At 77.1% G+C, this 26,527-nt stretch carries 31 protein-coding genes and 1 riboswitch; of the genes, 24 read left to right on the top strand and 7 right to left on the bottom strand.

What is annotated here, in order from left to right:
- Positions 1–126 precede the first annotated feature (126 nt).
- Together AB8M62_RS10135 and AB8M62_RS10130 are read left to right on the top strand one after the other, a co-directional pair.
- Positions 127–597 (top strand): hypothetical protein, encoded by a 471-nt coding sequence (locus tag AB8M62_RS10135; protein WP_369069452.1) that lies wholly within the window; start codon positions 127–129, stop codon positions 595–597.
- A gap of 13 nt (positions 598–610) precedes the next feature.
- The gene (locus tag AB8M62_RS10130) at positions 611–2,557 is read left to right on the top strand and encodes a hypothetical protein (protein WP_369069451.1); all 1,947 of its coding nucleotides are present in this window, start codon (positions 611–613) and stop codon (positions 2,555–2,557) included.
- Between the two features lie 40 nt (positions 2,558–2,597).
- On the opposite strand, the gene AB8M62_RS10125 is transcribed toward AB8M62_RS10130, so the two are convergent.
- Positions 2,598–2,765 (bottom strand): MFS transporter small subunit, encoded by a 168-nt coding sequence (locus tag AB8M62_RS10125; RefSeq protein WP_369051862.1) that lies wholly within the window; start codon positions 2,763–2,765, stop codon positions 2,598–2,600.
- A complete protein-coding gene (locus AB8M62_RS10120; protein ID WP_369051861.1) occupies positions 2,762–4,165 on the bottom strand; it encodes an OFA family MFS transporter in 1,404 nt (467 codons plus the stop codon). Before AB8M62_RS10120 ends, AB8M62_RS10125 begins: the two co-directional genes overlap by 4 nt.
- Positions 4,166–4,295: 130 nt before the next feature.
- Here AB8M62_RS10120 and AB8M62_RS10115 point away from each other — a divergent pair, with 130 nt between their 5' ends.
- From AB8M62_RS10115 to AB8M62_RS10065, 11 genes are all read left to right on the top strand, one after another.
- Positions 4,296–5,006: a GNAT family N-acetyltransferase gene (locus AB8M62_RS10115; protein ID WP_369051860.1), complete on the top strand. Its 711-nt coding sequence runs from the start codon at positions 4,296–4,298 to the stop codon at positions 5,004–5,006.
- Between the two features lie 66 nt (positions 5,007–5,072).
- On the top strand, positions 5,073–5,693 hold the full coding sequence (locus tag AB8M62_RS10110; protein WP_369051859.1) for an L-threonylcarbamoyladenylate synthase: 621 nt from the start codon (positions 5,073–5,075) through the stop codon (positions 5,691–5,693).
- 83 nt (positions 5,694–5,776) lie between these two features.
- Positions 5,777–6,376 carry a TIGR03086 family metal-binding protein gene (locus AB8M62_RS10105; protein ID WP_369051858.1) on the top strand — a complete coding sequence of 200 codons (600 nt, stop codon included), beginning with the start codon at positions 5,777–5,779 and terminating at the stop codon, positions 6,374–6,376.
- 46 nt (positions 6,377–6,422) lie between these two features.
- The gene (locus tag AB8M62_RS10100) at positions 6,423–6,833 is read left to right on the top strand and encodes a DMP19 family protein (protein WP_369051857.1); all 411 of its coding nucleotides are present in this window, start codon (positions 6,423–6,425) and stop codon (positions 6,831–6,833) included.
- Between the two features lie 42 nt (positions 6,834–6,875).
- On the top strand, positions 6,876–7,544 hold the full coding sequence (locus AB8M62_RS10095; protein ID WP_369051856.1) for a GAP family protein: 669 nt from the start codon (positions 6,876–6,878) through the stop codon (positions 7,542–7,544).
- Positions 7,545–7,645: 101 nt separating this feature from the next.
- Positions 7,646–8,011 carry a YciI family protein gene (locus AB8M62_RS10090; protein WP_369051855.1) on the top strand — a complete coding sequence of 122 codons (366 nt, stop codon included), beginning with the start codon at positions 7,646–7,648 and terminating at the stop codon, positions 8,009–8,011.
- Positions 8,008–8,346, top strand: coding sequence for a hypothetical protein (locus AB8M62_RS10085; RefSeq protein ID WP_369051854.1), 339 nt, complete (start codon positions 8,008–8,010; stop codon positions 8,344–8,346). Before AB8M62_RS10090 ends, AB8M62_RS10085 begins: the two co-directional genes overlap by 4 nt.
- A 48-nt stretch (positions 8,347–8,394) precedes the next feature.
- Entirely contained in the window at positions 8,395–9,480 is a 1,086-nt protein-coding gene (locus tag AB8M62_RS10080) for a PDDEXK nuclease domain-containing protein (protein WP_373694904.1), read from the top strand.
- Between the two features lie 78 nt (positions 9,481–9,558).
- Complete coding sequence (locus AB8M62_RS10075) at positions 9,559–10,119, top strand: pyridoxamine 5'-phosphate oxidase family protein (RefSeq protein ID WP_369069450.1); 561 nt, start codon at positions 9,559–9,561, stop codon at positions 10,117–10,119.
- A gap of 114 nt (positions 10,120–10,233) precedes the next feature.
- Positions 10,234–11,208, top strand: coding sequence for a bacteriorhodopsin (locus tag AB8M62_RS10070; protein WP_369069449.1), 975 nt, complete (start codon positions 10,234–10,236; stop codon positions 11,206–11,208).
- Between the two features lie 115 nt (positions 11,209–11,323).
- Positions 11,324–11,548 (top strand): DUF4287 domain-containing protein, encoded by a 225-nt coding sequence (locus AB8M62_RS10065; RefSeq protein WP_369069447.1) that lies wholly within the window; start codon positions 11,324–11,326, stop codon positions 11,546–11,548.
- 469 nt (positions 11,549–12,017) lie between these two features.
- On the opposite strand, the gene AB8M62_RS10060 is transcribed toward AB8M62_RS10065, so the two are convergent.
- From AB8M62_RS10060 to AB8M62_RS10050, 3 genes are all read right to left on the bottom strand, one after another.
- Complete coding sequence (locus AB8M62_RS10060; RefSeq protein ID WP_369051851.1) at positions 12,018–12,752, bottom strand: TspO-related membrane protein; 735 nt, start codon at positions 12,750–12,752, stop codon at positions 12,018–12,020.
- A gap of 105 nt (positions 12,753–12,857) precedes the next feature.
- Positions 12,858–13,424, bottom strand: coding sequence for a dihydrofolate reductase family protein (locus AB8M62_RS10055; protein WP_369069446.1), 567 nt, complete (start codon positions 13,422–13,424; stop codon positions 12,858–12,860).
- Positions 13,421–14,035, bottom strand: a complete 615-nt coding sequence (locus AB8M62_RS10050; RefSeq protein WP_369069445.1) for a TetR/AcrR family transcriptional regulator — start codon at positions 14,033–14,035, stop codon at positions 13,421–13,423. The genes AB8M62_RS10055 and AB8M62_RS10050 overlap by 4 nt, the downstream gene beginning before the upstream one ends.
- A 164-nt stretch (positions 14,036–14,199) precedes the next feature.
- Between AB8M62_RS10050 and AB8M62_RS10045 the strand changes: the two genes are divergently transcribed.
- The 9 genes from AB8M62_RS10045 to AB8M62_RS10005 all read left to right on the top strand — a co-directional run bounded on the left by AB8M62_RS10045 (position 14,200) and on the right by AB8M62_RS10005 (position 24,060).
- Positions 14,200–15,021 (top strand): amidohydrolase family protein, encoded by an 822-nt coding sequence (locus tag AB8M62_RS10045; protein WP_369051848.1) that lies wholly within the window; start codon positions 14,200–14,202, stop codon positions 15,019–15,021.
- A gap of 97 nt (positions 15,022–15,118) precedes the next feature.
- Positions 15,119–15,670, top strand: coding sequence for an MSMEG_0572/Sll0783 family nitrogen starvation response protein (locus AB8M62_RS10040; RefSeq protein WP_369069443.1), 552 nt, complete (start codon positions 15,119–15,121; stop codon positions 15,668–15,670).
- Between the two features lie 9 nt (positions 15,671–15,679).
- Complete coding sequence (locus AB8M62_RS10035; RefSeq protein ID WP_369069442.1) at positions 15,680–16,786, top strand: MSMEG_0568 family radical SAM protein; 1,107 nt, start codon at positions 15,680–15,682, stop codon at positions 16,784–16,786.
- Positions 16,787–16,815: 29 nt separating this feature from the next.
- Positions 16,816–18,237 (top strand): MSMEG_0567/sll0787 family protein, encoded by a 1,422-nt coding sequence (locus AB8M62_RS10030; protein WP_369052081.1) that lies wholly within the window; start codon positions 16,816–16,818, stop codon positions 18,235–18,237.
- Positions 18,234–19,184, top strand: coding sequence for a carbon-nitrogen hydrolase family protein (locus tag AB8M62_RS10025; protein ID WP_369069440.1), 951 nt, complete (start codon positions 18,234–18,236; stop codon positions 19,182–19,184). Before AB8M62_RS10030 ends, AB8M62_RS10025 begins: the two co-directional genes overlap by 4 nt.
- A gap of 9 nt (positions 19,185–19,193) precedes the next feature.
- A complete protein-coding gene (locus tag AB8M62_RS10020; RefSeq protein ID WP_369069438.1) occupies positions 19,194–20,612 on the top strand; it encodes an MSMEG_0569 family flavin-dependent oxidoreductase in 1,419 nt (472 codons plus the stop codon).
- Between the two features lie 27 nt (positions 20,613–20,639).
- The gene (locus AB8M62_RS10015) at positions 20,640–21,521 is read left to right on the top strand and encodes a carbon-nitrogen hydrolase family protein (RefSeq protein ID WP_369069437.1); all 882 of its coding nucleotides are present in this window, start codon (positions 20,640–20,642) and stop codon (positions 21,519–21,521) included.
- On the top strand, positions 21,518–22,642 hold the full coding sequence (locus AB8M62_RS10010) for an MSMEG_0565 family glycosyltransferase (RefSeq protein ID WP_369069436.1): 1,125 nt from the start codon (positions 21,518–21,520) through the stop codon (positions 22,640–22,642). The genes AB8M62_RS10015 and AB8M62_RS10010 overlap by 4 nt, the downstream gene beginning before the upstream one ends.
- The gene (locus AB8M62_RS10005) at positions 22,639–24,060 is read left to right on the top strand and encodes an AMP-binding protein (RefSeq protein ID WP_369069434.1); all 1,422 of its coding nucleotides are present in this window, start codon (positions 22,639–22,641) and stop codon (positions 24,058–24,060) included. The genes AB8M62_RS10010 and AB8M62_RS10005 overlap by 4 nt, the downstream gene beginning before the upstream one ends.
- A gap of 33 nt (positions 24,061–24,093) precedes the next feature.
- Here AB8M62_RS10005 and AB8M62_RS10000 read toward each other — a convergent pair whose 3' ends face one another.
- Positions 24,094–24,552: a PH domain-containing protein gene (locus AB8M62_RS10000; protein WP_369069433.1), complete on the bottom strand. Its 459-nt coding sequence runs from the start codon at positions 24,550–24,552 to the stop codon at positions 24,094–24,096.
- 79 nt (positions 24,553–24,631) lie between these two features.
- Positions 24,632–25,459 carry a nucleotidyltransferase family protein gene (locus AB8M62_RS09995; RefSeq protein WP_369069432.1) on the bottom strand — a complete coding sequence of 276 codons (828 nt, stop codon included), beginning with the start codon at positions 25,457–25,459 and terminating at the stop codon, positions 24,632–24,634.
- Positions 25,460–25,572: 113 nt separating this feature from the next.
- Here AB8M62_RS09995 and AB8M62_RS09990 point away from each other — a divergent pair, with 113 nt between their 5' ends.
- Entirely contained in the window at positions 25,573–26,097 is a 525-nt protein-coding gene (locus AB8M62_RS09990) for a DUF6584 family protein (protein WP_369051838.1), read from the top strand.
- Positions 26,098–26,258: 161 nt separating this feature from the next.
- Positions 26,259–26,369: riboswitch (SAM riboswitch) on the top strand.
- Complete coding sequence (locus tag AB8M62_RS09985; RefSeq protein WP_369051837.1) at positions 26,329–26,481, top strand: putative leader peptide; 153 nt, start codon at positions 26,329–26,331, stop codon at positions 26,479–26,481. It overlaps the preceding riboswitch by 41 nt.
- Positions 26,482–26,527 lie beyond the last annotated feature (46 nt).

Below are 26,527 nucleotides of genomic sequence, written 5' to 3'. Positions count from 1 at the left end.
GGGCCCCGGCGGCCGGGGGCGCGGGGGGGGGGCGGGGGGGGGGGGGGGGGCCCCCCCCCCCGGCCCCCGGCCCCCGGGGGGGGGCCCCCGGCCGGGGGGCTGGCCGCGGCGGCCGCGGCGGTGGCGGTGCTGCACGTGCCGCTGGCCGTCGCCCACGCCGGGGTCTCGCTGCCGCTGGCGGGGCTGCTGCTGGGCATGGCCCTGGTGTGCCTGCCGTGCGCGGGGCACCTGTGGCGGGCTCCCGGCCCGCGCGCGTGGGCGCTGACGGCGGCGCTCGCCGCCGCGACGGCGCTGGCGCACCTCGCGCTGGCCGCGGTGCCCGCCGCGGTGGCCACCGACCCGGCGCTCCTGCTCCCGGCGGGGCGCGGTCACGCGCACGGCGGCGCGGGCGGCGCCGGGTCCGGTCCGGTGGCGCTGCTGCACTCCCCCGCGCTGCTGACCGCGCTGACGGCGGCCTCCGCCGCCCAGGCCGCGGCGGCGGGGGCCCTGGCCGCGCGGTGGCGACGTCGCCCGCCCCCGCGCCCCGCGCGCCCCGCGCGCCCCACCCGTCCGGCCCAGCCGGTGCCCGCGACACCTCCAGCCGCGCGGACGGGCTGACGACACCCCGGAGGTGGACCTCCCGGCGCTGGACGCGCCGCTGCTGCGGGCGCTGGAGCGCGCCCGCCACCTGCCCCTGCCCGCGCGCGCGTGGGTGCCGCTGCTGTCCCTCGCCGTGGTCGCCGCGGTCGTGCTGTCCGCGCCGCAGCCGCCGTGCACGGCGGCCGACCCGTGCGCCCCGGCCCCCCTGCTGGACCTCGCGGGCGGTGCGCTGCTGGCCTCGGCGGCCCTGACGGCCCTCTCCGGGCGCGTCGCGCTGGGCGTGGGCGTCGTGGCGGCGCTCGCGCAGCCCGCCCTCGGCGGGACGTGGGCGGACGTGGCGACGCCGTGGGGAGCGGCGACCGCCCTGGCCGTGGCCGCGCACCTGGCCGTGCAGCTGGCGGTGGTCCGCCGGCGGGAGCGGGTGGACGCGGACGTGGCGGCGGTGCTGGCCCGGACCGGGGCACCGCTCAGCGCGCCCCCGGCGCCGGTCGGGGTGCCGTGCGGGCCGCTGGCGCGCGCGGGCCTGCTGGCGCCGGCCGCCGCCGCCGCGGCGCTGGCCCTGCTCGTGGTGGGCGCCGTCCTGCAGGCGCGCGGCACGGCCGAGGAGGCGGCCTCCCCCGTCGTCACGGGCGTCGTCGTGGCCCACCCGGGCGCCGGGGAGGTGGGTGACGACGCCGGTTTCGTGGTGGCGGTGGCGCTGCCCGACGGCCGCGAGCCGGCCGTGGAGGTGCTGGACGCCGCCGAGCACCCGGTCGGCGCGCGCGAGCCGGTGCGCCTGCTGCCGGGCGGCGGCGTGCGCCTGGTCGCCGAGCCGTACGACGCGTGGGGCGCGCCCCTGCTCGCGGGGGCGGGTGCCGCGCTGGCCCTGGCCGCCGCGGCCCGGCGCCGCCGCGGCACCCGCGCGCCCGCGAGCGGCCCGGACGGGGCCGGCCCCCACCTGCTGCGGGCGCAGGGCCGGGTCCTGCCCGGGGTCGTCCTCGTCCACGCGGCCGATGCCGGCGGCGAGGACGCGCCGGTGCTCGCGGTGCCCCTGGACGTGGCGGCCGGCGCCCGCCTGCTGGGCGTGCCGGAGCCGGAGGACGGCGACGAGCTGGACCTGCCGCCGGTGCGGCCGCTGGAGCTGGCCGGCGCGCCCGTGCCGGGCGCGCGGGTCGCCGTGCGCTGCGCCGGCGTCTGGCTGCCGGTGGCGGGCCCGGCCGGGGACGCCGCGGACGGCCCGCCGCTGGACCTCGACCCGGACGACGACGGCCTGGACGAGGACGGGCTGCCGGCGATGGCGGTCCCCGTGGCGGACCTGGCCGACGCCGACCGCGACGGCGGGGGCGGCGAGCACCGCGTGCCGCGGCGCCTGGCCGTCCTGGTCGTCGCTCCGGCGCTGGTGGTCACGGCGCTGGGCGCGCAGTGGGCGACGGACCTGCTGGGCGCGCTGGCGGGCCGGCCCGTGCCCGCCGCGGTGGCCGCGGCCCTGCTGGGGCTGCTGGCGCTGGAGGCGGCGTGGCGGTTCCAGCTGCGCCCGCGGCTGTCGTGGGACGCCGACGGCTTCACCAGCACGGGGGTGCTGGGCCGGTCGCGCCGCTACGGGTGGGCGCACCTGCTGGACGTGGAGGCCGACCGCCGCACCGGCGTGGTGCTGACGGTGCGCACCGGGGAGGCCGGGCGGCTGGACGCGCTCGGGGAGGTCGAGCGGGAGGTCGAGCGGGAGGGCCAGCGGGAGGGCGAGGACGCGCTCGACGCGCTCGACGCGCTCGTCGGGCCGGTGCGCCTGGAGCAGCACGCGGCGGGCGAGGCGTGGCTGCCGGAGCGCTGGCGGGGCTGGCGCACGCCCGCGGCGCTGCGGGCGGCGCTGCTGCGGGCGCGGGCGGCGGGGACGCGCACGGTCCGCGTGGTGGAGCGGGTGCCCGCGCCGGCGCGCCCGGCGGAGCTGTGGGCGCTGTGGCTGCTGGTGGTGGTGCTCGCCGGCTGGCGGGGCGGCTGGTGAGCCGCCCCGCCGGCCGGCGGGGTGGTGCTCCGGCGGGCGCTCAGCCGGTGAAGAGGCGGGAGGCCCGCACGAGGGTCTCGACGAGGCCGTAGGCCAGCGGGATCCCCACCAGCGCCCAGCCGATCACGACGCGGCCGGTGGAGCGGCCGGCGACCGCGCCGCCGGTGCCGCCACCGGGTCCGCCGGTGGACCTGCTCGCGGTGCTCACTGCTGACCACTCCCCTCGCGGGCCGGTGCGCCGCTGTCGCGGGACGGCTCGTGGAACTTCTCCGAGACCGGGCGCACCAGCAGGTTGGCGACGAACCCGACCGCCAGCAGCGCCACCATCGTGTACAGCGCCGGCCGGTAGGCGGCGTCGGTCAGCTCGCCGGGGGTGCCCTGCGCGTCGAGGAACCCGTTGACGATGAGCGGGCCGGCGATGCCGGCGGCCGACCACGCGGTCAGGAGCCGGCCGTGGATGGCGCCGACCTGGAACGTGCCGAACAGGTCGCGCAGGTAGGCGGGGATCGTGGCGAAACCGCCGCCGTAGAACGACAGGATGATCGCGGCGAACAGGACGAACAGCACGGTGCTGACCTGCCCGAACGTGGCGAGCAGGAAGTACGTCACGAGCCCGACGCCCAGGTACACCATGTACATCGGCTTGCGGCCGATGACGTCGGAGGTGGACGACCACACGAACCGCCCGGCCATGTTCGCCAGCGACAGCAGGCCGACGAAACCGCCGGCCGCGGCGACCGCGACGGTGGAGACGCCGTCGTCGGCGCGGAAGAAGTCCTGGATCATCGGCGAGGCCTGCTCGAGGATGCCGATGCCCGCGGTCACGTTGCAGAACAGGACTATCCACAGCAGGTAGAACTGCGGGGTGCGCACGGCGTTGTTCGCCGACACGCTCGCGGTGGTCACCATCGACTTCCGCTGCACCGACGCCGGGTCGAACCCGTCGGGCTTCCAGCCGTCGGCCGGGACGCGGATCGTGGCGGCGCCGTACGTCATGAGGACGGCGTACAGGGCGGCGAGGGTGACGAACAGCAGGGCGACCGACTGCCCGGAGGGCACGGTGCCCGCCGCACCGGTGTACTCGGGGTCGTACAGCGACATCAGCCGCGTCGACAGCGGGCTGGCGACGAGCGCACCGCCGCCGAAACCCATGATGGCCATGCCGGTGGCCAGGCCCGGGCGGTCCGGGAACCACTTGATGAGGGTGGAGACCGGCGAGATGTAGCCGATGCCCAGGCCGATGCCGCCGATGACGCCGTAGCCCAGGTACAGCAGCCACAGCTGGCTGGTGGCGATGCCCAGGGCGCCGACGAGGAACCCCGTCACCCAGAACAGCGCCGAGGTGGCCATGGCCTTGCGGGGGCCGTTCTTGTCGACCCAGGTGCCCATCACGGCGGCCGACAGCCCGAGCATGACGATGGCGATGGAGAAGACGATGCCGATCTGGGTCTGGGAGACCTGGAAGTGCTCGACGAGAGCGGTCTTGTAGACGCTGGTGGCGTACGCCTGGCCGATGCTGAGGTGGACGGCGAGGGCCGCGGGCGGGATGAGCCACCGGTTGAAACCGGGTGGGGCGACGGTGCGCTCCCGGTCGAGGACGGATGCCACTTCTGCTCCTTCGCGACGGCGACTGCGGGCCCGACTGGCCGACACCGTAGGTGTGACCGGCACCACTCGCCACGCGGGACGCGCCCGGACGGTGGACCGTCACGCGCTCGTGACCTGCCACGATGCGCCGGTGCCCGACCCGACCTCCTCCCCCGCCACCGGTCCGGACGTCCTGGCGAACCCGGCGTGGGCGTCCCTGGCCGGTGCCCACGCCCACCTGGCGCAGGTGCGCGGGCGGGCCCGCCGCTACCCCGCCGACGTGTCCCCGTTCGCCGCCGTGGCGGACGTGCGCGACCCGGCGGCGTGGGCCGACCTGGCGGCGCTGGCCGGGCCGGGCGCCGACGTGCGGGTGCCCGGCGCCGAGGAGGTGCCCGCCGGGTGGGAGCTGGTGCAGCGGCTGCCGGGCGTGCAGATGGTCGCCACCGCGGCCCTGGCGGCCGCGCCCGACCCGGAGGCGGTCGAGCTGGGCGAGGACGACGTGGACGACGCGCTGGACCTCGTCGCGCGCACGCGGCCGGGCCCGTTCGGGCGGCGCACCCGGCTGCTGGGCCGCTACCTGGGCGTGCGCGACGCCTCCGGGCGCCTGGTGGCGATGGCCGGCGAGCGGATGGCCCCGCCGGGCTGGACGGAGGTCAGCGCGGTGTGCACCGACCCGTCGGTGCGCGGTCGCGGCTACGCGTCGCGGCTGGTGCGCGCCGTGGCGGCCGGGATCCTGGAGCGCGGGGACCGTCCGCTGCTGCACGCCTCGGCGGACAACACGTCCGCGCTGCGCCTGTACGCGGCGCTGGGGTTCGAGCGCAGCCGGGCGGTGCCGTTCCACCTGCTGCGCGCGCCGTCCTGACCCCTCCCGCGCCCGGTGCGGCGGCTCCGGCGCGACGGGGCGCCCGGGCGGGCCTATCGTCCCGGCGTGGCCCGCTTCGTGGAGGTGCACCCGCAGGACCCGCAGCCGCGCGCGGTCGCCCAGCTGGTGGCGCTGCTGCGCGAGGACGCCCTCATCGCCTACCCGACCGATTCCGGGTACGCGCTGGGCTGCCGGCTGGACAGCCGCACCGGCGCCGACCGCATCCGGCGGGTGCGCCACCTCGACGACCGGCACCACTTCACCCTCGTGTGCCTGGACTTCGCCCAGCTGGGGCAGTTCGTCCACCTCGACAACGCCGCCTTCCGCGCCGTGAAGGCCGCCACGCCCGGCCCGTACACGTTCGTGCTCCCGGCGACGAGGGAGGTGCCGAAGCGGTTCGCGCACGCGAGGAAGAAGACCGTCGGCGTGCGCATCCCGGGCACCCCCTTCGTGCGGGCCCTGCTGAGCGAGCTGGGCGAGCCGCTGCTGTCGAGCACGCTGCTGCTGCCCGGCTGGGAGCGGCCGCCGACGGACTCGTGGACGGTGAAGGAGGAGCTGGACCACGTCGTCGAGGCGGTCGTGGACGCGGGCGAGCCGGGCAGCGAGCCGACGACCGTCGTGGACTTCTCCGACGGCGCGCCGGAGGTCGTGCGCGTGGGCGCGGGCGACCCGTCCCGCTTCGCGTGAACCGCGAGCGCTGAGGGCCGCGACCGCTGAGAACCGCGCGCCGCGGCGGTCCACCGGGTGGCACCCACCCCCGGGAGGACACCGTGGACACGACCCGCGACCCGCACGACCCCGCCCCGCACGACCTCGCGCCCGCCGCCGGGGCGCTGGCCGCCGTGGTGGCGGCCGTGCGCGAGGAGCACCTGCGCGCACCGACCCCCTGCGCGCCGTACGCGGTCGGGGACCTGCTGGACCACGTGGACGCGATGGCGGCGGGGATGCTGTCCACCGCCCGCAAGCGGCCGGTCCCGCCGGAACTGCTGCGCGACAGCGACGCCGCGCTGCTGCGGCCGGGCTGGCGCGAGCGCGTGCCCGCGGCGCTGCGCGACCTGGCCGTCGCCTGGGCCGACCCGGCCGCGTGGCGGGGGGAGACGACGGCCGGCGCGGTGCCGCTGCCCGCCGCCGCGGCCGGGATGTTCGTCCTCGACGAGCTCGTCGTGCACGGCTGGGACCTGGCGCGCGCCGCGGGTCTGCCGCTGCGGACGGCCGACGCGGACGTGGCCGCGCTGCTGGAGTTCCTGCGCGACGTGCCGCGGGCGCCGGGGCTGTTCGGCCCGCCCGTCGCGGTGCCGCAGGACGCGCCCGCCCTGGACCGGCTGGTGGGGCTCACGGGCCGCGACCCGGCGTGGGCGCCGCCGCGCTGACCCGACGCCCACCCCGGTGTCGGTGCCCGCCCCTACCGTCGCAGGCGTGAGCGACGAGGAGTTCGACGAGCTGTGGAACCGCGCCTGCCAGTGGGACTCGCCGGCGATCAGGACCCACGAGGGCGACGCCGCGCTGCACGACGCCATCGTCTTCCACGGGTCGGTGGTGAACGGCGGGCTGCTCGACGCGGTGGAGAACTACGCGCGGGACGAGGGGTACCCGCTGGCGCGGGTGGTCCGCTCCTACCGCTCCCTGGGCCTGGGGCGCACCGCGGACCTCGTCGAGCGCGCGCACCGCGAGCACGTCGAGCTGGCGGCCCTGCCGTACGACCAGGAGCGCTCCGGGCGGGTGGAGGAGCGCGTGGACCGCTCCTACGACCTGGACGACGCGGCGCTGTCCGCCGCGGCGCGCGCGGCGGTGGAGGCGTCGCCGGGCAGGTTCGCCCCGCTGGGCTGACGGCTGCGCCGGACGCGGTCCCGGCAGGGCTACGTTCGTGCCGTGCTCTCGGGCCCGCTCCTGCTCACGATCGCCGGCCTGGCGGCGCTGGACTCCCTCAACGCCGCGACCTTCGCCGGGGTGGTGCTCGTCCTGGTGGCCGCGCCGCGACGTCCCGGCCCGACGGCGCTCGCCTACGTGGCCGGCGCCTACGCGGTGGTGCTGGCCGTGGGAACCGCCCTGTTCGCGACCGCCGGCGCCGTGGGCGGAGCCGTCGAGACCGGCGGGCTGTGGGTGCGCCGGGGCGCGCTCGTGCTGGCAGCGACCGCCCTGGCCGTCACCGGGCTGCGGCGGCTGCGCGAGCGCCGGCGCGCGGGCCTCTCGCTGCCGTCGTGGTTCGGGCCGTGGAGCGCGGTCCCGGCGGGGGTGCTCGTCACGGCGGCGGACCTGCCCAACGCCTTCCCGTACCTGCTCGCGGTCGAGCGGCTCACCGCCGCGCAGGTGCCCACCGGCACCGGGATCGCCGTCCTCGCGGCGTACAGCCTCGTGTACTGCCTGCCGTGCCTGCTCCTCCTGGCCGTGCGGCTCGTCCAGCGCGAGCGGACCGCCGCGTGGTCGCGGCTGCTGCACCAGCGGTTCGGCACGGCCCGCACCGTGCCCCGGTCGGTCCCCGCCGCCACCGCGTGGGGGGTCGCGGCCGTCGCCGTCCTGGTCGTGGCCCTGACCCTGTGAGGGTCGCGACAGGAGCCGCTCCGGCCGAGCGGGCACCGTGTCGGTGCCCGGGGGTAGGACGGTCCACGACCGCACGTCCACCCGCCGGGGGGGAGCAGCCCGTGGCCCAGTTCGCCGTCCTGATCTACGCGACCGACTCCGCGCACGCGCCGGACGCGACGGCCGCCGACACGGCCTCGTGCGACGAGCACGCCGGCGAGCTGACCGCGGAGGGCTCGATGCTCCTCGCGTACGCGCTGACGCCGAGGGGTTCGGCCACCTCGCTGCGCGCCGGGTCGACGACGCCCGGCCCGTTCGTGGACGCCGAGCACGTGGTCGCGGGGTTCTACGTCCTGGAGGCGCCCGACCTCGACGCTGCGGTGGCGCTGGCCCGGACGAACCCGGTGCTGCGCGAGGGCGGCGGCGTGGAGGTCCGCCCCGTGCACAGCGGCGGCCTCGTCGAGGGGCCGCCTACGGTGGCCGGGTGACGGACCCCGTGACCCCCGACGGGCGCTACCTCGTGGTGCGCGGGCGGTTGTGGCGCCGCAGCGACCCGCGCCTGGACCCGGCCGAGCGCGAGCGCCTCGTGGCCGAGCTGATGGCGGCGAGGCGGGCCAAGGGCGCGGCCCTGCGCGCGGGCGACGAGGAGGCCCGGGAGGCGGCGCGGGAGCGCGTGGACGCGGCCAAGCACGCGCTGGGCGAGCGCGGGCCGGTGTGGTGGGACGACGGGGCGCCGGACCTGACCCGGCACCTGGCGCGGACGACGCCCTACGCGGCGTGGTTCGCGGAGCTGGAGGAGGACGGGACGGACGGTCCGGGCTGAGCCGGACCACCCCCGGCCGTGTCGGGGGCGGACGGCAGGATCCGTCCCGTGCCCGACCTGACTTCCTCCCCCGCTGCCGACGTGCCCACCGGGTACACCGAACTGGTGGAGGCGCTGAAGGAGCGGGTGCGCACCAGCCGGGTGCGAGCGGCCCGCGCGGCCAACACCGAGCTGCTCCGGCTCTACTGGTCGATCGGGCACGACATCCTCGAGCGGCAGCGCCGGTACGGCTGGGGCAGCAAGGTCATCGATCGCCTGGCCGGCGACCTGCGCGCAGCCTTTCCCGATCACCGCGGTTTCTCCCGGCGCAACCTGCACTACATGCGCGCTCTAGCGGCCGCTTGGCCCACGGAAGCCGACTTCGTGCCACAGCCTGTGGCACAACTGCCCTGGGGACACGTGCGTCTGCTGCTGGACCGCTTCGACGCCCACGACCTCCGTGAGTGGTACGCCGCCGGCGCCGCTCAGCAGGGCTGGTCCCGCGGTGTCCTGGAGCACCAGATCGCCACCCGGCTGCACACCCGCCTCGGCGCCGCCCCCTCCAACTTCTCCGTCCACCTGCCCCCGGCGGACTCGGACCTCGCTCAAGCCCTGACCCGCGACCCGTACGTCTTCGACCACCTCGGCTTCACCGAGCCGGTCGCCGAGCGGCGGCTGGAGCAGTCCCTCGTGGACCGCCTCCAGGAGACCCTGACCGCCTTCGGGCACGGGATGGCCTTCGTCGGCCGTCAGGTGCACTTCCCCGTCGACGACTCCGAGATGGTCGTCGACCTGCTCCTGTTCTCGATCGAGCAGGTCCGCTACGTCGTCGTCGAGCTGAAGGTGGGGTCCTTCTCCCCGGCGTACACCGGCCAGCTGGGCGCCTACGTCGCCCTCGTCGACGAGCGCCTGCGCCGCCCCGAGCGCCACGCGCCCACCGTCGGGATCCTGCTGTGCACCCAGGCACCCCGTGAGCAGGCCGTGCGGTACGCGTTGGCCAGCACCGCGGCACCCGTGGCGGTGGCCAGCTACACGTACGACACGCTGCCTCCCGAGGAGCGGGCCGCGCTGCCCGACGCGGCGACCCTGGCCGCGGCCATCACTCCGACGCCCGGGTCGAGCGACGACGGCGAGGACGCGGACGGCCCGGGCTGACCGACCGTCCAGACGGCGGACCTCCTCGGACCACTCGGCGCACCGGGAGCGGCGGGTGGCCGCGGCTAGCCTCGCGGTGTGGCCAAGGTGTTCGAGGAGATCGACGACGACCTGCGGCGCTGGATCGAGGAGCAGCCGGTGTGGTTCACGGCCACGGCTCCGCTGGCCGGTGACGGCCGGGTGAACGTCTCCCCGCGCGGCGGGGACTCCTTCTCCGTGCTGGGCCCGCACCGCGTGGGCTGGGTGGACTTCACGGGCAGCGAGGTCGAGACGGTCGCCCACCTGCGCGAGAACGGGCGGATCTGCGTCATGTTCGCCTCGTTCGGCCACCGCCCGCGCATCGTGCGCCTGCACGGGCGCGGCGAGGTCCACCTGCCGGGGACGGCGGGGTTCGCGGAGGTCGTGGCCCGGCACCCGGAGAACCCCAGCACCCGCGCCGTCATCACGGTCGACGTGGAGCGGGTCAGCGACGCCTGCGGGTGGGGTGTGCCCGTCATGGAGGTCGTCACCGGTGAGCGGGACCTCATCCGCCGCAACGCGGAGAAGAAGGGGCCGGAGGGCATGGACGCCTACCGGGAGCTGAAGAACTCCCGCAGCCTCGACGGCCTGCCCGGCCTGCCCGGCCTGCGAGGTCCGTGACCCGGTGGTCCCGGCGGTCCCGGCGGTCGCCGGGGTGCACGGGCGCGACGGTCCCCCTAGCGTGACGGCGGCCGCAGCCCGCCGGTCCCGCCCCGCGCGATCCCTGGAGGACTCGTGCTCCTCGCACCGTCCCTGTCCGACGTGGCTCGACCGGAGGTCGTCACGCTCTCCTCCGGCCAGCACGACCTGATCTCCTACTCGCTGACCGTCGCCGGCCTGGCGCTGTTCGCCCAGTTCGTGCGAACGTGGAACTCCACCGGAGAGGTCGGCGCCCGGTACCGGCCGGCCCTCCTGGCGTCGTTGTGCGTGACCGGCGTCGCGTTCCTGTCGTACGTCTACCTGGTGGTGAAGTTCGACCAGGGGTACGCCTACAGCGGGGGCGGCTACGTCCCGACCCCCGCGGCGCTGAGCACCCTGACCCCGCGGTACATGGACTGGTCGGTCACCGTGCCGCTGCTGATGGTGGAGTTCCTCGCCGTCTCGGCGCTGACCGGTTCCCGGGCCCGCGCCGTGCGGGCGGCGCTGGTCACCGCGGCGTTCCTGATGATCTTCACCGGTTTCCTGGGGGCCGCCGTCGTCGGCAGCGGGACCAGCCAGACCGCCCTGCTCGCGTGGGGCGCGGTCAGCACCGTCTTCTACGCGGCCCTGCACGTCCTGCTCGTCCGCGTGCTGCGCGCCTCGAAGGGGTCCATGGGACCGCAGGCGTACGCCACCTACCGCAACGCGGGGATCCTCCTGCTGAGCGTGTGGGGCTGGTACCCGATCGCCTACGCGATCCACAACTGGCTGCCGGGCGCCGGCTGGACCACCACCATCCAGGTGGGGTTCTCGTTCGCCGACATCGCCGCCAAGGTCGGTTTCGGCGCGCTGATCCACAAGGTCGCCAAGCTGCGCACCGCCGAGGACGTGCGCGCCGGGGAGGAGACCCACCCGGAGGACGTGTGGATCTCCTCGGTGAAGCTGTCCGACGGTGTCCAGCCGGTCCTGAAGGGGATCGCCGGCAGCGCCCCCGGCACCGTCGACCCGAGCGGCCACGGCCAGCACGTCGCGGACGCCTCGACGGCCACCGGGGAACCCCGGCACCCGTGAGCCGGTCGCGACCTCCTCGCGGCGGGCGCGCCCAGGTGCGCGCGGGGCGATGAGTTCCGGCGCACCGCCGGGTCGTCCCTGCGACAGCACCACGACCCCTCGACAGGAGGATCCTGTGAGCACCACCCCGAAGGGCCCCGCCTCGTACTTCCCCTCGATCGAGGCGAAGTACGGCCAGCCGGTCGCGCACTGGCAGCGGGCGCTGCGCGAGCAGCGCTCCCGGAACCCCGGCGCGCGGCACTCGGACCTGGTGGCCTGGCTGAAGACCGAGCACGGGATGGGCCACGGGCACGCGAACGCCCTGGTGGCGGCGACCCTCGCGGAGGACGCGCGCGGCTGACCCGCCGGACGGCCGCGCCGGAACGGCCGCGCCGGAACGGCCGCGCCGGAACGGCCGCGCCGGAACGGCTCGCCGCGGAAAACCGGGTGACCCGCACGGCCCGGTCCTGCCACCGTCGTCCCCGTGACCGCGTCGACGCGGCGCCGACCCGCCGCCCCGCGCCGACCCGGAGGAGCACCCGTGCGCCCGACCCTGAGACGTCCTGCCCGAGGACCCGTCCTCTGCCCGCCGGGGTGCTGGGCGTGCCACCTGGCAGCGGTGCGCCCGCCCGCGACACCGCTGACCGTGCTGGTGCTGCGGTCCGTCGTGCAGCGCTGGCAGAACCGTCCGGCGCGCCCGGCCGAGCGACGCGGCAGCGGGTCGTGGCCGCTGTCGGCGTGGTGGGACGAGACGCTCGGGTGAACGTCGCTCCCGGTGGGCTCCGATCGCCCGACCGGGTGACGCGGCGGGGTGGTGCGGGGCTCAGCGGTCAGCGGTCCCGCGCCGCGGTCGCGGCGAGGACGACGGCGCCCGCACCTGCGGCGGCGACCGCGGCGGTGGCCGGCCAGCGGCGTGCTCCCCGCACCGCGACGGCGGCCAGCCCCCACGTCACCGCGGCGGCGTAGGCACCGACGCGCGGCAGGCGCGCCGCGGCCAGCGCAGCACCGGCGGTCGCCGCCAGGACGAGGGCCCCGGTCGCGTCGGAACCCCACCGCGGGGTCGGCACGCCGCTGGCGAGCAGGACCTCCGTCGTCGCCGCGGTGGTGGCCAGCGTCAGCCACCCGGCCAGCAGCCCGACGGGCGCGCGCACCAGCCAGCGCGCGGCGGTGGACTCGTCCTCGGCGCTGCTGCGCGGCTGCGCGCGCACCAGTGCGAGCAGCGCCGCGGACGTGGTCGCGGCGACGGCGGGCAGCTGCAGCACCGGCGGGTCCTGCAGGCGCACCCACGTCCCCGAGAGCGCGACCGCGGCGGCCAACGGCCAGCCGGTGCGCCGCAGCAGCGCGTCGGCGCGACGCGAGGGTCGCGCCTGGTGCGCGGCGTACGCCACGGCACCCGCGTAGACGGGCACCCAGACGGTGAAGGCGTAGTCGGCCGGCACCACCGGACTCGCGCTGTCCGACGCCCGCCCGTAGTCACCGGTGGCCCCGCTGATGATCCCTCCGGCCAGGGCGAGCACCACCGCGCCCTGGCGCACGACGTCCCGGAACTCCCCGCGCCCGCCCACACCGGACCTCCCCGCCCGCACCGCGGCCCCGGGTGCGACGGGGTCCAGCGTGCACCCGCGACGGACCGCGCACCAGCGTCGGGAGCGGACCGGCGGCGGGCCGCGTCAGGAGGTCACGACGTAGGTGGACTGCACGAAGCCCGCGCCGAGCACCGCGGTCCGGACGTGCGTGAGGTCGACGTCGTGCTCGAGGGCGCCGAAGAGGGGCAGGCCCCGCCCGAGCAGGACGGGCGCCGTGGTGATGGTCATCTCGTGGATCAGCCCGGCGGCGAGGAACGACCGCACGACCCGCCCCCCGTCGACGTAGACGCGCCGCGCGCCCGCGGCGGTGATCGCCTCGACGGCCGCCGGCACGTCGCGGACGACGCGCACGCGGGGGTCGGCGTCCGCGGGGGCCCGGCTGCTGAGCAGGAGGACGTCGCGCCCCTCGTAGGGCCACGCGTCGAAGGTGAGCGCCTTCTCGTACGTCCCGCGGCCCATCACGAGGCGGTCGACACCGCCGATGAACTCATCGTACCCGGTGTCACCGGCGTCCGCGCCGCGGCGGACGAGCCAGTCGATGTCGCCGTCCGGGCGCGCGATGAACCCGTCGAGGCTGGTGGCGATGAAGACGGCGCCGGTGAACGGCGCGGTGCGCGAGGGGGTCGTCGAGGGGGTGCTGCTGGAGGTCACGGGTTCTCACCTTCCGGGTCTCGGTCCGTCGTTCGTGCGGGGCGCAGGACGGCGTCGACGGCGGCGTGCAGCTCCTCGCGCAGGGGCCGCGTCCCCGTCAGGGGCCACAGGGCCAGGACGCCGTTGTGGACGAGGTGCACGGTGCGGGCCAGCTCGCCCGGGTCCGCGGTGGCGGCGAGCTCCCCCGCCACCACCGCCTCGTGCAGCAGCTCCCCGATCTCCGCCTCCACGCGCCCGGCGTTCGCGGCCGCCAGGGAGCGGAACTCCGGGTCGGTCAGGTCGAGCTGGAGGAAGGTCAGGCTGTTCGCGAGGTCGGAGCGGTCGTGCAGGCCGGCCGTCAGCAGGTCGAGGGCGGCGTGCAGGGCGCCCAGCGGCGAGGTCGCGCCGGTCCGGCAGGCGGTGAAGCACGACCCGGTCGCCTCCTCGGCGCGGCGCGAGAAGGCGAGCAGCAGTTCCCGCTTGGAGCCGAAGCGCTGGACCAGGCCCGCGGCGGACAGGCCCGCCTCGGCCGCGACGGCCGCGAGCGTGGTGCCCTGGACACCGCGGCGCAGGACCACCCTCGCCGTGGCGTCGAAGACGGTCTCGTCGCTGACCGTGCGGGGTCGTGCCACCTCATCACCTCCTCGCGTTCGTTAACGAACGTACATTAACGAACGGTGGGGTTCAAGCCCGGGCCCACGACGCAGGCCCGCTCGCGGCGCGAGCCGGAACCCGAACACGCAGACGTAGTCAGGGCTTAACCACCCCGAAACAGTCCGGGAGTTCCCTTGCTCCTGTGACGCCAGTCCACGACGCGCACCGGCACCTCGGCCGGTTGCCGGCGTTCCCGTTCTACGGGGGCCCGCCCGTGAACCCCGACACCACCGCGCGCGAGCAGATCGCGGACCTGCTGGACGACCTGGACCGCGAGGGGACCGAGCGGGCCCTGCTGCTGCCGAACTACGGCGTGCCGGTGGCGGAGCTCTCCTTCGCGCTCAACGAGCTCGTGCTGGAGACCACCGCGAAGGACGACCGGTTCGTGTGCGGGTTGTGGACGTCGCCGCGCGCCGAGGACGCCGAGCTGACGGAGAGGGCGCTCGCCCTGGCGGGCGAGCGCGGTGTCGTGGCGCTCAAGACGAGCTTCCTGCTGGGCGGAGGCGTGGACGACCCGACGTCGCAGCCGCAGATCGAGCGGATCTTCTCCACGGCCCGCGAGCGGGACCTCGTGGTGCACGTGCACACCTCCCCCGGCGCCGCCTCCGACGTCGACCGGGTCGGCGAGCTGGTGGAGCGCTACGGCGACGAGGTGCGCATCCACCTGGTGCACCTGGGCGGCGGGATGAGCGGTCACCTCAAGCTCATCGCCGGCCGCTTCTTCGACTGGATCGAGGCCGGCAAGAAGGTCTACACCGACACCAGCTGGGCGATCGGTTTCGCCCCGCGGTGGCTGGCGTCCGAGATCGAGCGCCGCGGCACCGGCGCCGACCGGGTGCTGTTCGCCAGCGACGAGCCCTGGGGCGACCACGCCGGCGAGCTGGCGAGGATGCGCGCCGCCTCCGGCGACGGCGACCTGACCCGGATGTTCCTGCGGGACAACTTCTCCGCGCTCTACGGCTGATCCGCGCGAGCAGCCGACCACGGACACCGCCCCCGCGGGCGGGAGCACCAGCGCGCCGCGCACCAGCGCGGCCGGCCACCAGGGACAGGAGAGCACCGTGAGCACGACCACCACCACCGGCACCACCACGGAGGTCGAGGAGCAGATCAAGGCGAACATCGCCAAGTCGCTGGCCGAGGTCCCCCACCCGTCCAAGGCCAAGGGCGAGAACCTGTACGGCTCGACCAAGGTGTTCCCCGACTACCGGGCCGAGGGCGGGGAGAGCTACTTCACCCTGGTGCACGGCATCGCCCACGAGTCGTCGGTCAGCTTCGTCGCCGTCCTGCAGGCCACCCGCGCGCTGCGCAAGGGTTTCGAGTCGGCGATCTACTTCTACGGGCCCGGCGCGATGAACTGCATCGCGACCCGCGGGTTCCCCACCGTCGGGGACTCCGGGTTCCCCGGCGAGCAGAACGTCAACGGCGCGCTGGAGACGTTCATCACCGAGGGCGGCACCGTCTACTGCTGCCGGTTCGGCCTGGCGCTGCACGGCAACCGCGAGGAGGACCTCATCGAGGGCGTGGTCCCCTGCCACCCGCTGGACGTGCAGGACGCGATCATCCACTACGCCCGCAAGGGCGCCATCATCAACTCCACCTACATGGTCTGAGGCGGCGCCGTGAGCTGCCCGAGCACCACCTCCGGCCGGGGCACCGGCGGGGCGGTCACCACCCGCGCCGACGTCGCGGTGCGCGGTGTCCGGCTGGCCGCGCCCGTGCGGCGCACGGGCGGGGCCGGTCCCAGCGACGACGGGCACGTCGTCCTGGGCGGGCTGGCCGCGGCGGTCCCGGTGCGGCCGGACAGCCCCTACCTGGTGCGCGGCGGCCGGCTGCTGCTGGAGGAGCTGGGGGCCGTCACCGACCTGGGCGTGGACGTCGTCCCCGTGCAGCGGCCGCGGTTCTACGACCTGAGCACGGCCGACGGCGTCCCCTACGAGAAGATCGCCCGGCTGCACGGGCGGGACGTGCTGGCCACCACGGTGGTGCAGACGTGCGCGCGCTACGCCCCCGACCAGCGGTGCCGGTTCTGCGCGGTCGAGGCGTCCCTGGAGGCCGGTGACACCGTGGCGGTGAAGACCCCCGCGGCCCTGGCGGAGGTCGCCGAGGCCGCGGTGCGCCTGGACGGCGTGAAGCACGTGGTGATGACCACCGGCACCTCGACGGCGCCGGACCGGGGCGCGCGCCACCTGGCCCGCTGCGTGCGGGCGGTCCAGCGGGCCGTGCCCGGCCTGCCCGTGCAGGTGCAGTGCGAACCGCCCGCCGACCTCGCCGCGATCGGCGAGCTGCGGGAGGCGGGGGCCACCTCCATCGGCATCCACGTGGAGTCCCTCGACGAGGCGGTGCGGCGGCGCTGGACGCCGGGCAAGGCGAGCGTGCCGCTGAGCGCCTACCGCGCGGCGTGGGCGGAGGCGGTGCGCGTGTTCGGGCGCAACCGGGTCTCCACGTACCTGCTCGTGGGGCTGGGCGAGGACGCCGACGAGCTCGTCGCCGGTGCAGCGGAACTGGTGGCGATGGGCGTCTACCCCTTCGTGGTCCCGTTCCGGCCGCTGGCCGGGACCCTCGCGGTCGACGTCGACGGGGCGGCGGCTCCCGACCCGGCGGTGCTGGAGGACGTGACCCGCCGGGTCGCGGACCTCCTGCGCGCGGCCGGGATGCGCGGGGCCGACCAGGGGGCCGGCTGCGCGGCGTGCGGGGCGTGCTCGGTGCTGCAGGACCTGGGCGCGTGAGCACCGCCGGGGCGTCGCTGGCGCCGGGGATGCTCACGCCCCACCACCGGCTGCCGCCGCTGGACGTGCGGGTCATCGCCGGGGCGCCGCGCCCGGTGCCGCCCTTCCGCGTCGAGGTCGCCGGCGCCGCCGAGGAGGGCGCCTACCGGACCCTGCGCCGCGACGTGTTCGTCACCGAGCAGGGGTTGTTCGCGCGCAGCGACCTCGACGAGGTGGACGAGGACCCCCGCCGCCGGGTCCTCGTCGCGCTGGCCCCGGACGGCACCGTCCTGGGCGGCGTGCGCCTGGCCCCGGCCGGGCCGGGGCCAGACCTCGGGTGGTGGCGCGGCAGCCGGCTGGTCGTGGCCGCCGCGGCCCGCACGGCCGGCGGGGTGGGCGCGGCCCTCGTGCGCGCGGCCTGCGCCCACGCCGGGGAGGCCGGCGCCCTGCGCTTCGAGGCCACCGTCCAGGCCGCGAACGAGGTGCTGTTCCGGCGCCTGGGGTGGCAGCGCGTGCGCGCCGTGCCGCTGCGCGGGGTGCCGCACGTGCTGGTGCGCTACCCGCTGGACCGGGTGCAGCGCCTGGTGGAGGCGACGAAGGCCCCGCTGGCGGGTCTGCTGGCCGGGCTGGGCGGCGCGCCGGGAGCCCTGGGCGGGATCGGGTTCCGCGGCGACGACGGCGCTCCCGTGCCGGGCAGCGACCTGGTGGCCGCGTGCGACGCGGTCCTGCCCTCGATGGTGGAGCGCGACCCGGAGTGGGCCGGGTGGTGCGCGGTGCTGGTGAACCTCAACGACCTGGCGGCGATGGGCGCGGAACCCGTGGGCCTGCTGGACGCCCTCGCCGCCCGGGACGCCGCCGCGGCCGCGCGGGTCGTCGCGGGGCTGCGCGCGGCCGCGAGCGCGTGGGGCGTCCCCGTCCTGGGCGGGCACACCCAGCTGGGGGTCCCGGCGGCCCTGTCGGTCACCGCCCTGGGTCGCACCCGGCACCCGGTCCCGGCCGGCGGCGGCCGCGCCGGGCACGTGCTGTCGCTGACGGCGGACCTCGGCGGCGGCTGGCGCCCCGGCTACCGCGGCACCCAGTGGGACTCCACCTCGACGCGCACCGGGGACGAGCTGCGCGCGATGGCCTCGTCCGTGGCGCGCTCGCGCCCGGCGGCGGCCAAGGACGTGAGCATGGCCGGCCTGGCCGGCACCGTCGGGATGCTCGCCGAGGCGTGCGGGACGGGCGCGGAGATCGACGTGGCGGCCGTGCCCCGCCCCGCCGGGGTCAGCACCGGCGACTGGTTCACGTGCTTCCCGGGGTTCGCGGTCGTCAGCGCCGCGCCCGCGGACCGGCGGCCGGCCCCGGCCGGGCCCGCCGTCACCGCGGCGGTGGGCCGGCTCACCACCGGGCAGGGGGTCGGCCTGCGCTGGCCCGACGGGGAGGTGACCCGGGTGGTCCGGGACGCCGTGACGGGATGGGGACGGGCATGAGCAGCACCACGACCAGCACCGCGGCGGCGCCCGCGACGACCCGCTCGGCGACGACGCGCGTGGCGGCGGTGGCCCAGGGGTTCGGCCGCGACCTGGAGGAGAACTTCGCCGCGATCGGGCGCTTGCTCCAGGAGGCGCACGCCTCCGGCACCCACCTGCTGGCGCTGCCGGAGGCGTGCCTGGGCGGGTACCTGTCCGGCCTCGGCGCGGCCGAGGACCGCGGCACCGCGCGGTCGCGGCGGGAGCGGCCGGGACCGCCCGCGCTGCGCCTGGACGGGCCGGAGCTGCGCCGCGTGCAGCGGATGGCCGGGGACGTCGTGGTGGTCCTGGGGTTCTGCGAGGACGGCGGCGCGGACCGCTACAACACGGCCGTCGCGCTCACCGGCGACGGGCTCCTCGGCGTGCACCGCAAGGTGCACCAGCCGCTGGGCGAGAACCTGTCCTACGCCGCGGGCGACCGCTTCGAGGCGTTCGACACCCCGGTCGGGCGCCTGGGCATGCAGATCTGCTACGACAAGGCGTTCCCGGAGGCGGCGCGCGCCCTGGCGCTGGACGGCGCGCGGATCGTCGTCAGCGTCTCCGCCTGGCCCGCCTCGCGGACCGCCGCGGCCGCCGACCTGGCCGAGGACCGCTGGACGAAGCGCTTCGACCTGTACGACCGGGCGCGCGCCCTGGAGAACCAGGTCGTGTGGGTCGCCGCGAACCAGGCCGGCACGTTCGGGGCGCTGCGGTACGTGGGCAGCGCCAAGGTCGTCGGGCCCGGCGGCGACGTCCTGGCGGCGACCGGCACGGGCGCCGGGGTGGCCGTCGCCGACGTCGACGTGGAGGGCGAGCTGGCCGCCGCCCGGCGGTCGATGTTCAACCTGCGCGACCGCCGTCCGGACACCTACACCACCGTCGTGGCCGCCAACGCGCACGCGCCCCGCCGCGAACCCAGCCTCGCCTGAGGAGACCCGATGAACCACGCGCACGCCCCGCAGCAGGAGCTCGCCGAGCACCACGACGTCGTCGTCGTCGGCGCCGGGCAGGCCGGTCTGTCCCTGAGCTGGTACCTGACCCGGCGGGGTGTCGACCACGTCCTGCTCGAGCGCGCCGGCGTCGGGCACGAGTGGCGCGACGGGCGCTGGGACGCCTTCACCCTGGTGACCCCGAACTTCCAGTGCCGCCTGCCGGGGTGGTCCTACACCGGGGAGTTCGGCGGCGACGACCCGGACGGCTTCATGCCCCGCGACGAGGTGCACCGCTTCGTCACCTCCTACGCCGCCTCCTTCGGCGCCCCCGTGCGCGAGGGCGTCGAGGTGACGGGGCTGCGCCGCACCGCGGACGGGGACGACCCGGCCGGGGACGGCGCCGCGTTCGAGCTGTCCACGAGCGCGGGCGCGTTCCGCGCCCGCGAGGTCGTCGTCGCCACCGGCGGCTACCACCTGCCGGTCGTGCCGGCCGCCGCCGGCCGGATCCCCGAGGAGGTCGAGCAGCTGCACTCCTCGCAGTACCGCAGCGCCGGCCGGCTGTCCGCGGGGGCCGTCCTCGTCGTCGGCTCCGGGCAGTCGGGCGCGCAGATCGCCGAGGACCTGCACCTGTCCGGCCGCCAGGTGCACCTGGCCGTCGGCGACGCCCCGCGCTGCGCGCGCACCTACCGCGGCCGCGACTGCATCGCGTGGCTGGAGGAGATGGGCACCTACGACGTCACCGCCGCCGAGGTCCCCGGAGGCGCTGCCGCGCAGGAGAAGACGAACCACTACATGACCGGCCGCGACGGCGGGCGCGACATCGACCTGCGCGCCTTCGCGCGGGAGGGCATGCACCTGTACGGGCGGCTGACCGACGTCCGGCGCGGCGTCGCCCGCTTCGCCCCCACGCTGGAGCGCTCGCTGGACCACGCCGACTCCGTCGCCGAGTCCATCAAGGACGCCATCGACCGGCACGTCGCCGCCCGGGGGATCGCCGCGCCCGTCGAGGAGCGGTACACGCCCGTGTGGCGGCCGGAGCGGGAGACCACCGAGCTGGACCTGGTGGCGGCCGGGATCACCTCGGTCGTCTGGAGCGTCGGCTACCGGGCCGACCACCGGTGGGTGGAGGTCGGCGTCTTCGACGGCCGCGGGCGCCCGCGCCAGACCCGCGGGGTCACCGCCACCGAGGGGCTGTCGTTCCTCGGCCTGCCGTGGATGCACACGTGGGGTTCGGGCCGGTTCGCGGGCATCGCCCGGGACGCGGAGTTCCTCGCCGACCGCATCACCGGTCGGCTGGGCGCCGGGACCGGCGGCGGTTCCCGCGCGGCAGGTTCCGCTCCGGCCGGTTCCGCCCCGGCCGGTTCCGCCCCTGCCGGTCCGCCGCCCGCCCGGGCAGCGGCCGGTGCCCTGACCCCCGCGCGCTGAACCGTGCCCGGTCCCGCGACGCCACCCGTGACCCGGCCCGTCCGCGTCGCCGCCGTCGCCGCGCACTTCGGCCGGGACGTGGAGCGCTGCGTCGCCAAGGCCGAGGGGATCGTCGTCGAGGCGCGCTCGCGCGGGGTGGACCTGCTCGTCCTGCCGCACGCCGTGCTCGGCGGCTACCTGGGCGACCTGCGCTCCCCCGGCCCCGCGGACCTGCCGCCGGCGCTGCCGGAGGACGCCGGTCCGGTGCGGCGCATCGCCGAGGTCGCACGGGGCCTCACCGTCTGCTTCGGCTACACCGAGGCCGTGGCCGGCGGCCGGTGCAGCACCGCGCTGTGCGTGGGCGACGGGCGGGTGCTCGGCCGGCACCGCAAGGTCCACCTGACGGCCGGCGAGGAGGGCTCCTACGCCGCGGGCGGCTCGTTCACCGCGTTCGACACCCCCGCCGGCCGGCTGGGCATGCTCATCGACTTCGACAAGACGTTCCCCGAGTCCGCCCGCACCCTCGCCCTGGACGGGGCGCAGGTGCTGTGCTGCCCCTCGGCGTGGCCGGCCAGCGTCACCGACCGCGCCGCCCGGCTGGCCAACGACCGCCAGTCGCGCCTGTTCGACCTCTACGACGGGGCGCGCGCCGCGGAGAACCAGGTGGTGCTCGTCTCGGCCAACCAGACCGGGGTGCTCGGCGGCCTGCGGTTCCTGGGGCAGGCGAAGGTCGTCGGCCCCGGCGGGGACGTGCTGGCCCGCACCGGCGGCAAGGGAGGCATGGCCGTGGTGGACGTGGACGTCGCGGCGGAGGTGGCCCGCGCGCGCCGCACGCTGCACCACCTGCGCGAGCGGCGCCCGGGCGCGTACCGCGGCCTGCTGGACGAGCTGGGGGCCGCGTCGCCCGGCCGGGCGGGGGCGGTCCGGTGAGGATCGCGCTGACCACCTACTCCACCAAACCCCGCGGCGGGGTGGTGCACACGCTGGCGCTGGCCGAGGCGCTCGTCGACGCCGGCGCGCAGGTGTCGGTGTGGACGCTGGGCCGCGGCGGCGACCGGGCGTTCTTCCGGCCCGTCGACGCGCGCGTGGACGTGCGCGTGGTCGAGTTTGCGGCCCGCGAGGGCGAGGACGTGGGGGCGCGGATCCTGCGGTCCGTGGACGTGCTGCGCGAGGGTTTCGACCCGAGCGGGTACGACGTCGTGCACGCCCAGGACTGCATCAGCGCCAACGCGGTGGGCCGCTGCGTGCGGACGGTCCACCACCTGGACACGTTCACCACCCCGGAGCTGGCCGCCTGCCACGAGCGGGCGATCGTCGAGCCGTACGCGCACGTGTGCGTCTCGCGGGCCGTGGCCGAGGAGCTGCGTGCCGGGTGGGGCCTGGAGCCGCTCGTCGTCCCCAACGGCGTGGACGCCGCGCCGTTCGCCGCCGCCGCGGCGGGCACGGCGGGCGCGCGGGCGGCGCGGGCCCGCTGGCGGGAGCGGTTCGGGCGCTACGTGCTCGCCGTCGGCGGCATCGAACCCCGCAAGGGCAGCACGGACCTGCTGCGCGCGGTGGCGCTGCTGCGCGAGCGGCTGCCGGACGTGCAGCTCGTCGTCGCCGGCGGGGAGACGCTGTTCGACCACCGCGACTACCGCGCGGGCTTCGAGGCCCTGGCGCGGGAGCTGGGGGTCCACCCGCACGTCCTGGGCCCGGTCGCGCAGGACGAGCTGCCGTCCCTGGTGGCCGCCGCCGGCGCGATGGGTTTCCTGTCGACCAAGGAGGGTTTCGGGCTGGCGGCCATGGAGGCGCTGGCGGCCGGGGTGCCGCTGGTGGTGCGCGAGCTGCCGGTGCTGCGCGAGGTCTTCGACGGCGCGGCGGCGTTCGCGCGCGACCCGGCCGGGGCCGCCGACGCCCTGCACGCGGCGCTCACCACCGCACCGGACACCGGTGCGGCGGCCGCGCGGCGCGCCCGCGGGGCGGAACTGGTCGCCCGGCACACCTGGGCGGCGGCGGCCGACGCCCACCTGGCGCTGTACCGCTCGCTGGCCGCGGCGGAGCCGGTGCGGTGAGCAGCCCGAGCATCAGCAGGGCGCTCACGTGGCTGGCGCAGCGCTCGCCCGGTGCGGTGGCCGTGCGGTGCGAGGGGCGGGTCCTCACGCGCGAGGAGCTGGACCGGCGCACCAACGCCCTGGCGCGCCGCTGGATCGAGGAGGGGGTGCGCCCCGACGACGTCGTCACCGTGGCACTGCCGAACGGGGTGGACGCGGTGCTGGCCCACGTGGCCGCCTGGAAGGCGGGCGCGACCCCGCAACCGCTCTCCCCCCGCCTGCCCGAGCAGGAGCGTGAAGCCGTCCTGGCCCTCACCCGGCCCGCCCTGGTGGTGGACGCCGCGCTGGGCGACCTCACGGCGCTGACCGTCGGCGTGGACGACGGCGAGCTGCCCGACCTGGCGGCCTCCTCGTGGAAGGCGCCGACCTCCAGCGGCAGCACGGGCCGCCCGAAGGTGGTCCGGGCCGCGGCGCCGGCGCGCGTCGACCCGACAGCGCCGGTGGCCCCCTTCGTCCCGCTGCGGGCGGTGCAGCTCGTGGCCGGCCCGCTCTCGCACGCCGCGCCGTTCACCTACGCGATGCGCGGGCTGATGACGGGCCACGAACTGGTGGTCGTGCCGCGCTTCGACGCCGGGCGGTGGCTGGAACTGGTGGCCGCCGCGCGCGTCACCTGGGGGCTGCTCGTGCCGGCGACGATGCTGCGCGTCTGGCGGCACCCGGCGCGAGCGGCCGCGGACGTCTCCAGCCTGGAGTCGGTGCTGCACCTGGGCGCCCGCTGCGCGCCGTGGCTCAAGCGCGCCTGGATCGGCTGGCTCGGCGCCGAGCGGGTCCACGAGGTCTACGCCAGCACCGAGTCGCAGGGGCTGACGTTCATCGACGGCGCGGACTGGCTGCGCCACCCCGGGTCCGTGGGCCGGCCCCTGCCCGGCTCGCGCTTCCGCGTGGTGCGGCCGGACCTGACCGACTGCCGCCCCGGCGAGGTCGGCGAGGTCCTGATGCGCCGCGACGTGCCCACCTACACCTACCTCGGTGCCGAACCGCCGCTGCGCGACGGCTGGCACGCCTCCGGGGACTCCGGGTGGCTGGACGCCGACGGCTACCTGCACGTGGGCGACCGGATCGACGACGTCGTCGTCAGCGGCGGGGAGGTGGTCGTGCCCGCCGACGTCGAGGCGGTGCTGGAGGAGCACCCCCGGGTCCGCTCGGCCGTCGTGGTCGGCGTCGCCGACGAGGAGCTGGGGCAGCGGGTCCGCGCCGTCGTGGACGGTTCGGGGGTGGACGAGCAGGAGCTGGACGCCTGGGTCGCTGCGCGGCTGCCCCCGCGGCAGCGACCGGCGTGCTGGCGGTTCGTCACCGGCCCCCTGCGCGACGACACCGGCAAGGTGCGGCGCGGGCTCTGGCGCGACGACGGAGTTCCCGGCCCAGCCCCGCGGGGGTGAGCTCCCCGCGGTTCCGCCGGCCGGGACCGGACGTCACGTGCGCTCGCCGGCCCCTCCCCCGCGGGCGGTCACCACCGCGCGCAGGCGCTCGGCGTCCACGGGTTCCACGCCGTACAGCGTCAGCGTGCGGCCCTCGCGGGTGCTCAGGGTGCTGAAGTCGTCCCACCGCCCCTGCACGCGCACCGCGGCGACATCGCTCCACGCGACCAGCCGGCCCCGCGGCACACCCCGGCGCACCCGCACCCCCTCGGGTTCGACGTACGTGCGGGGTGGCCAGCGCCGCACGGCCACGAGCGACAGCGGCGACAGCAGGACGAGCAGCGGCACCACCCGCTGCTGCCACACGTCGGCCACGACCAGCTGCACCAGCGCGAGCACCACCGCGGCCGCGGTCAGCGACGGCCACAGCCACGGCGGGCCCAGCCCCACCGCCGTCGCCGTGTACACCGGGCGCAGCCCGGCCCGGCGCAGCTTGTCGTCCTCGTGCGGCACCCGGCCCAGCCTGGCAGCGGGTCACCGCACCGGGACACCTCCGCACGGGTGAGGTCGCCGAGGTCCCCGGCCGCTGGGGTCAAGCGGGCGTGGACGAGCACGACCGCGCGGTCTCCTCGACCAGCTGCTGCGCCGCGTCCAGCGCCGCGCCCAGCGCGTCCGCCCCGCCGGCCGGCGCGAACACCGCGTCGGCCCGCTCGCGGAAACCCACCGGTGCGCTCGGCAGCCGCCCGGCCGCGGCGACCGCGCCCTTCTCGTTGACCACCCAGCGCCCGGCGTGCGCGTGCAGCGCGTGCGCGCACAGCAGCACCGCGCGGAACAGGCAGCCGGCCACGTACGCGCTGTCGCCGCGGGGCGCGGCCTTGCGCGCCCCGGCGAGCAGGAACTCCGCCTCCCACAGACCGTCCACCACCGCGTCCCGCAGGAGCGGCGGACAGGTGCGGGCGGCCCGCTGCAGCGCCGTCAGCTCACCGCCCGGGTCGGCCAGGACGACGGCGAGCGCCGCCTCCCCGGCGTAGGCGTGACCGGGCACGCCGAGCGGGTGCCCGGCCTGCACGTGCCAGGAGAGCTCGCCCCGCTGCGCCTGCTCCCAGCTGCGCCGCACCCGGTCGAGGTCGCGGTACAGCCAGTCGACGGCGGTGCCGTCGACCCTCAGCCACCCCCCGCCGTCCACCCACGGCCCCCACGCACCGGGGACGGTGACGTCGGCGCCGGGACCGGCGACCTCGCGGGCCAGGCGCCGCAGCGCGTCGACGTCCAGGGGCGGGCGGTAGTAGAGCCCCAGGTCGACGTCGGAGTCCGGGAAGTGCTCGCCGCGGGCGCGGCTGCCGCCGAGGGCGACCGCCTCCACGCCCGGCACCCGGACGAGGCGTCCGGCCAGGTCCCGCAGGTCCGCGTCGCTGAGCACCCGGACAGCGTGGCGGACCCCGCCCCGCCTGCCCAGGCGGTTTTCCGTCCGCGCGGTCGCCCCCTGCGGAAACCCGGCGGCGCGCGCGGCCCCGCGTGGGCGACCATCACCGGGTGCCGGTCGAGGAGACGCTGACGAGGGCCGCCGCCGACCTGGCCGCGGGGCGCACCGGGCTGGCCCGGCAGCGCCTGCGCGGCCTCGTCGGCTCGTTCCCCGACCGCCTCGACGTGCGCGAGCAGCTGGCCGGCGCCTACCGCCGCGAGGGCGACCTCGCCCAGGCCGGGCGCTGGTCCTACCTGGGCGAGCACCGCGACGAGCGCGAGGTGGCCGCGTTCGAGCGCACCTGCGGCGACCCCTTCGCGCGGATGCGGGCCCTGTGCTGGCGCACCGACGAGGACAGCGCGGGGCCGGGCGCGGCCGCGCGCCTGCGGGCGCTGCGCGAGGAGGCCGAGCGGATCGCCGGTGCGCCGGTGTCCTGGCGGGACCCGCGCGCGCCGGAACCGGTGCTCACGCCGGGTCAGCGGGCCGGCGAACTGCTCGCCGTGGCGCTCGTGCTGGCGGTGCTCGGACTGGCGGTCGTGGGCCTGGGCTGGCTGGTCGTCACCGGCGCCCGGACGGTGTGGGACTGGCTGACGTGACGGGAAGCCCGCCGCCGGCCCGGAGTTCCACCGGTGCGGAGTTCCGGGGTCCGCGACGGGCACCGGCGGCCGGCGACGGCGCCCGCACCACCCGGGCGGTTCCGGGGACCGCCGGTGGCGGAGGTTGACAGCACGTCGCGGGGGCTCGTAGTTTCGGACCAGGTCAAGAGTGGCAGCTGTGAGCCCTGGCTAGCTGTCCGGCAACCCTCCTCCCGTGGCGGGGTGCCCCAGGTGACGACCCGGTCGGGCGAGGTGCTCGGCAAGCGCGGAACCGAGGAGAACCAGGTGATCGACGAGCGCGGGCGGGGTTCTCGCACGGTGCTGCTCGTCGCGCGCCGGCACGTGGACCTCGTGCGCACCAGCAGCGCCACCTGTCGGGCCTGACGACTCCACTCCGCACCTCCCCCTCTCCCTCCCCCTCTCCCTCCCC

The sequence above is a fragment of the Kineococcus terrestris genome (assembly GCF_041020755.1).
GTDB classification, from domain to species: domain Bacteria; phylum Actinomycetota; class Actinomycetes; order Actinomycetales; family Kineococcaceae; genus Kineococcus; species Kineococcus terrestris.
This window is presented reverse-complemented; position numbering and strand designations above follow the sequence as displayed.

Coding starts and splice junctions, on each gene's coding strand:
- AB8M62_RS10025 (WP_369069440.1), top strand. CDS start 18,234: ATGAGCAGCACCACGACCAGCACCGCGGCGGCGCCCGCGACGACCCGC.
- AB8M62_RS10030 (WP_369052081.1), top strand. CDS start 16,816: ATGCTCACGCCCCACCACCGGCTGCCGCCGCTGGACGTGCGGGTCATC.
- AB8M62_RS10020 (WP_369069438.1), top strand. CDS start 19,194: ATGAACCACGCGCACGCCCCGCAGCAGGAGCTCGCCGAGCACCACGAC.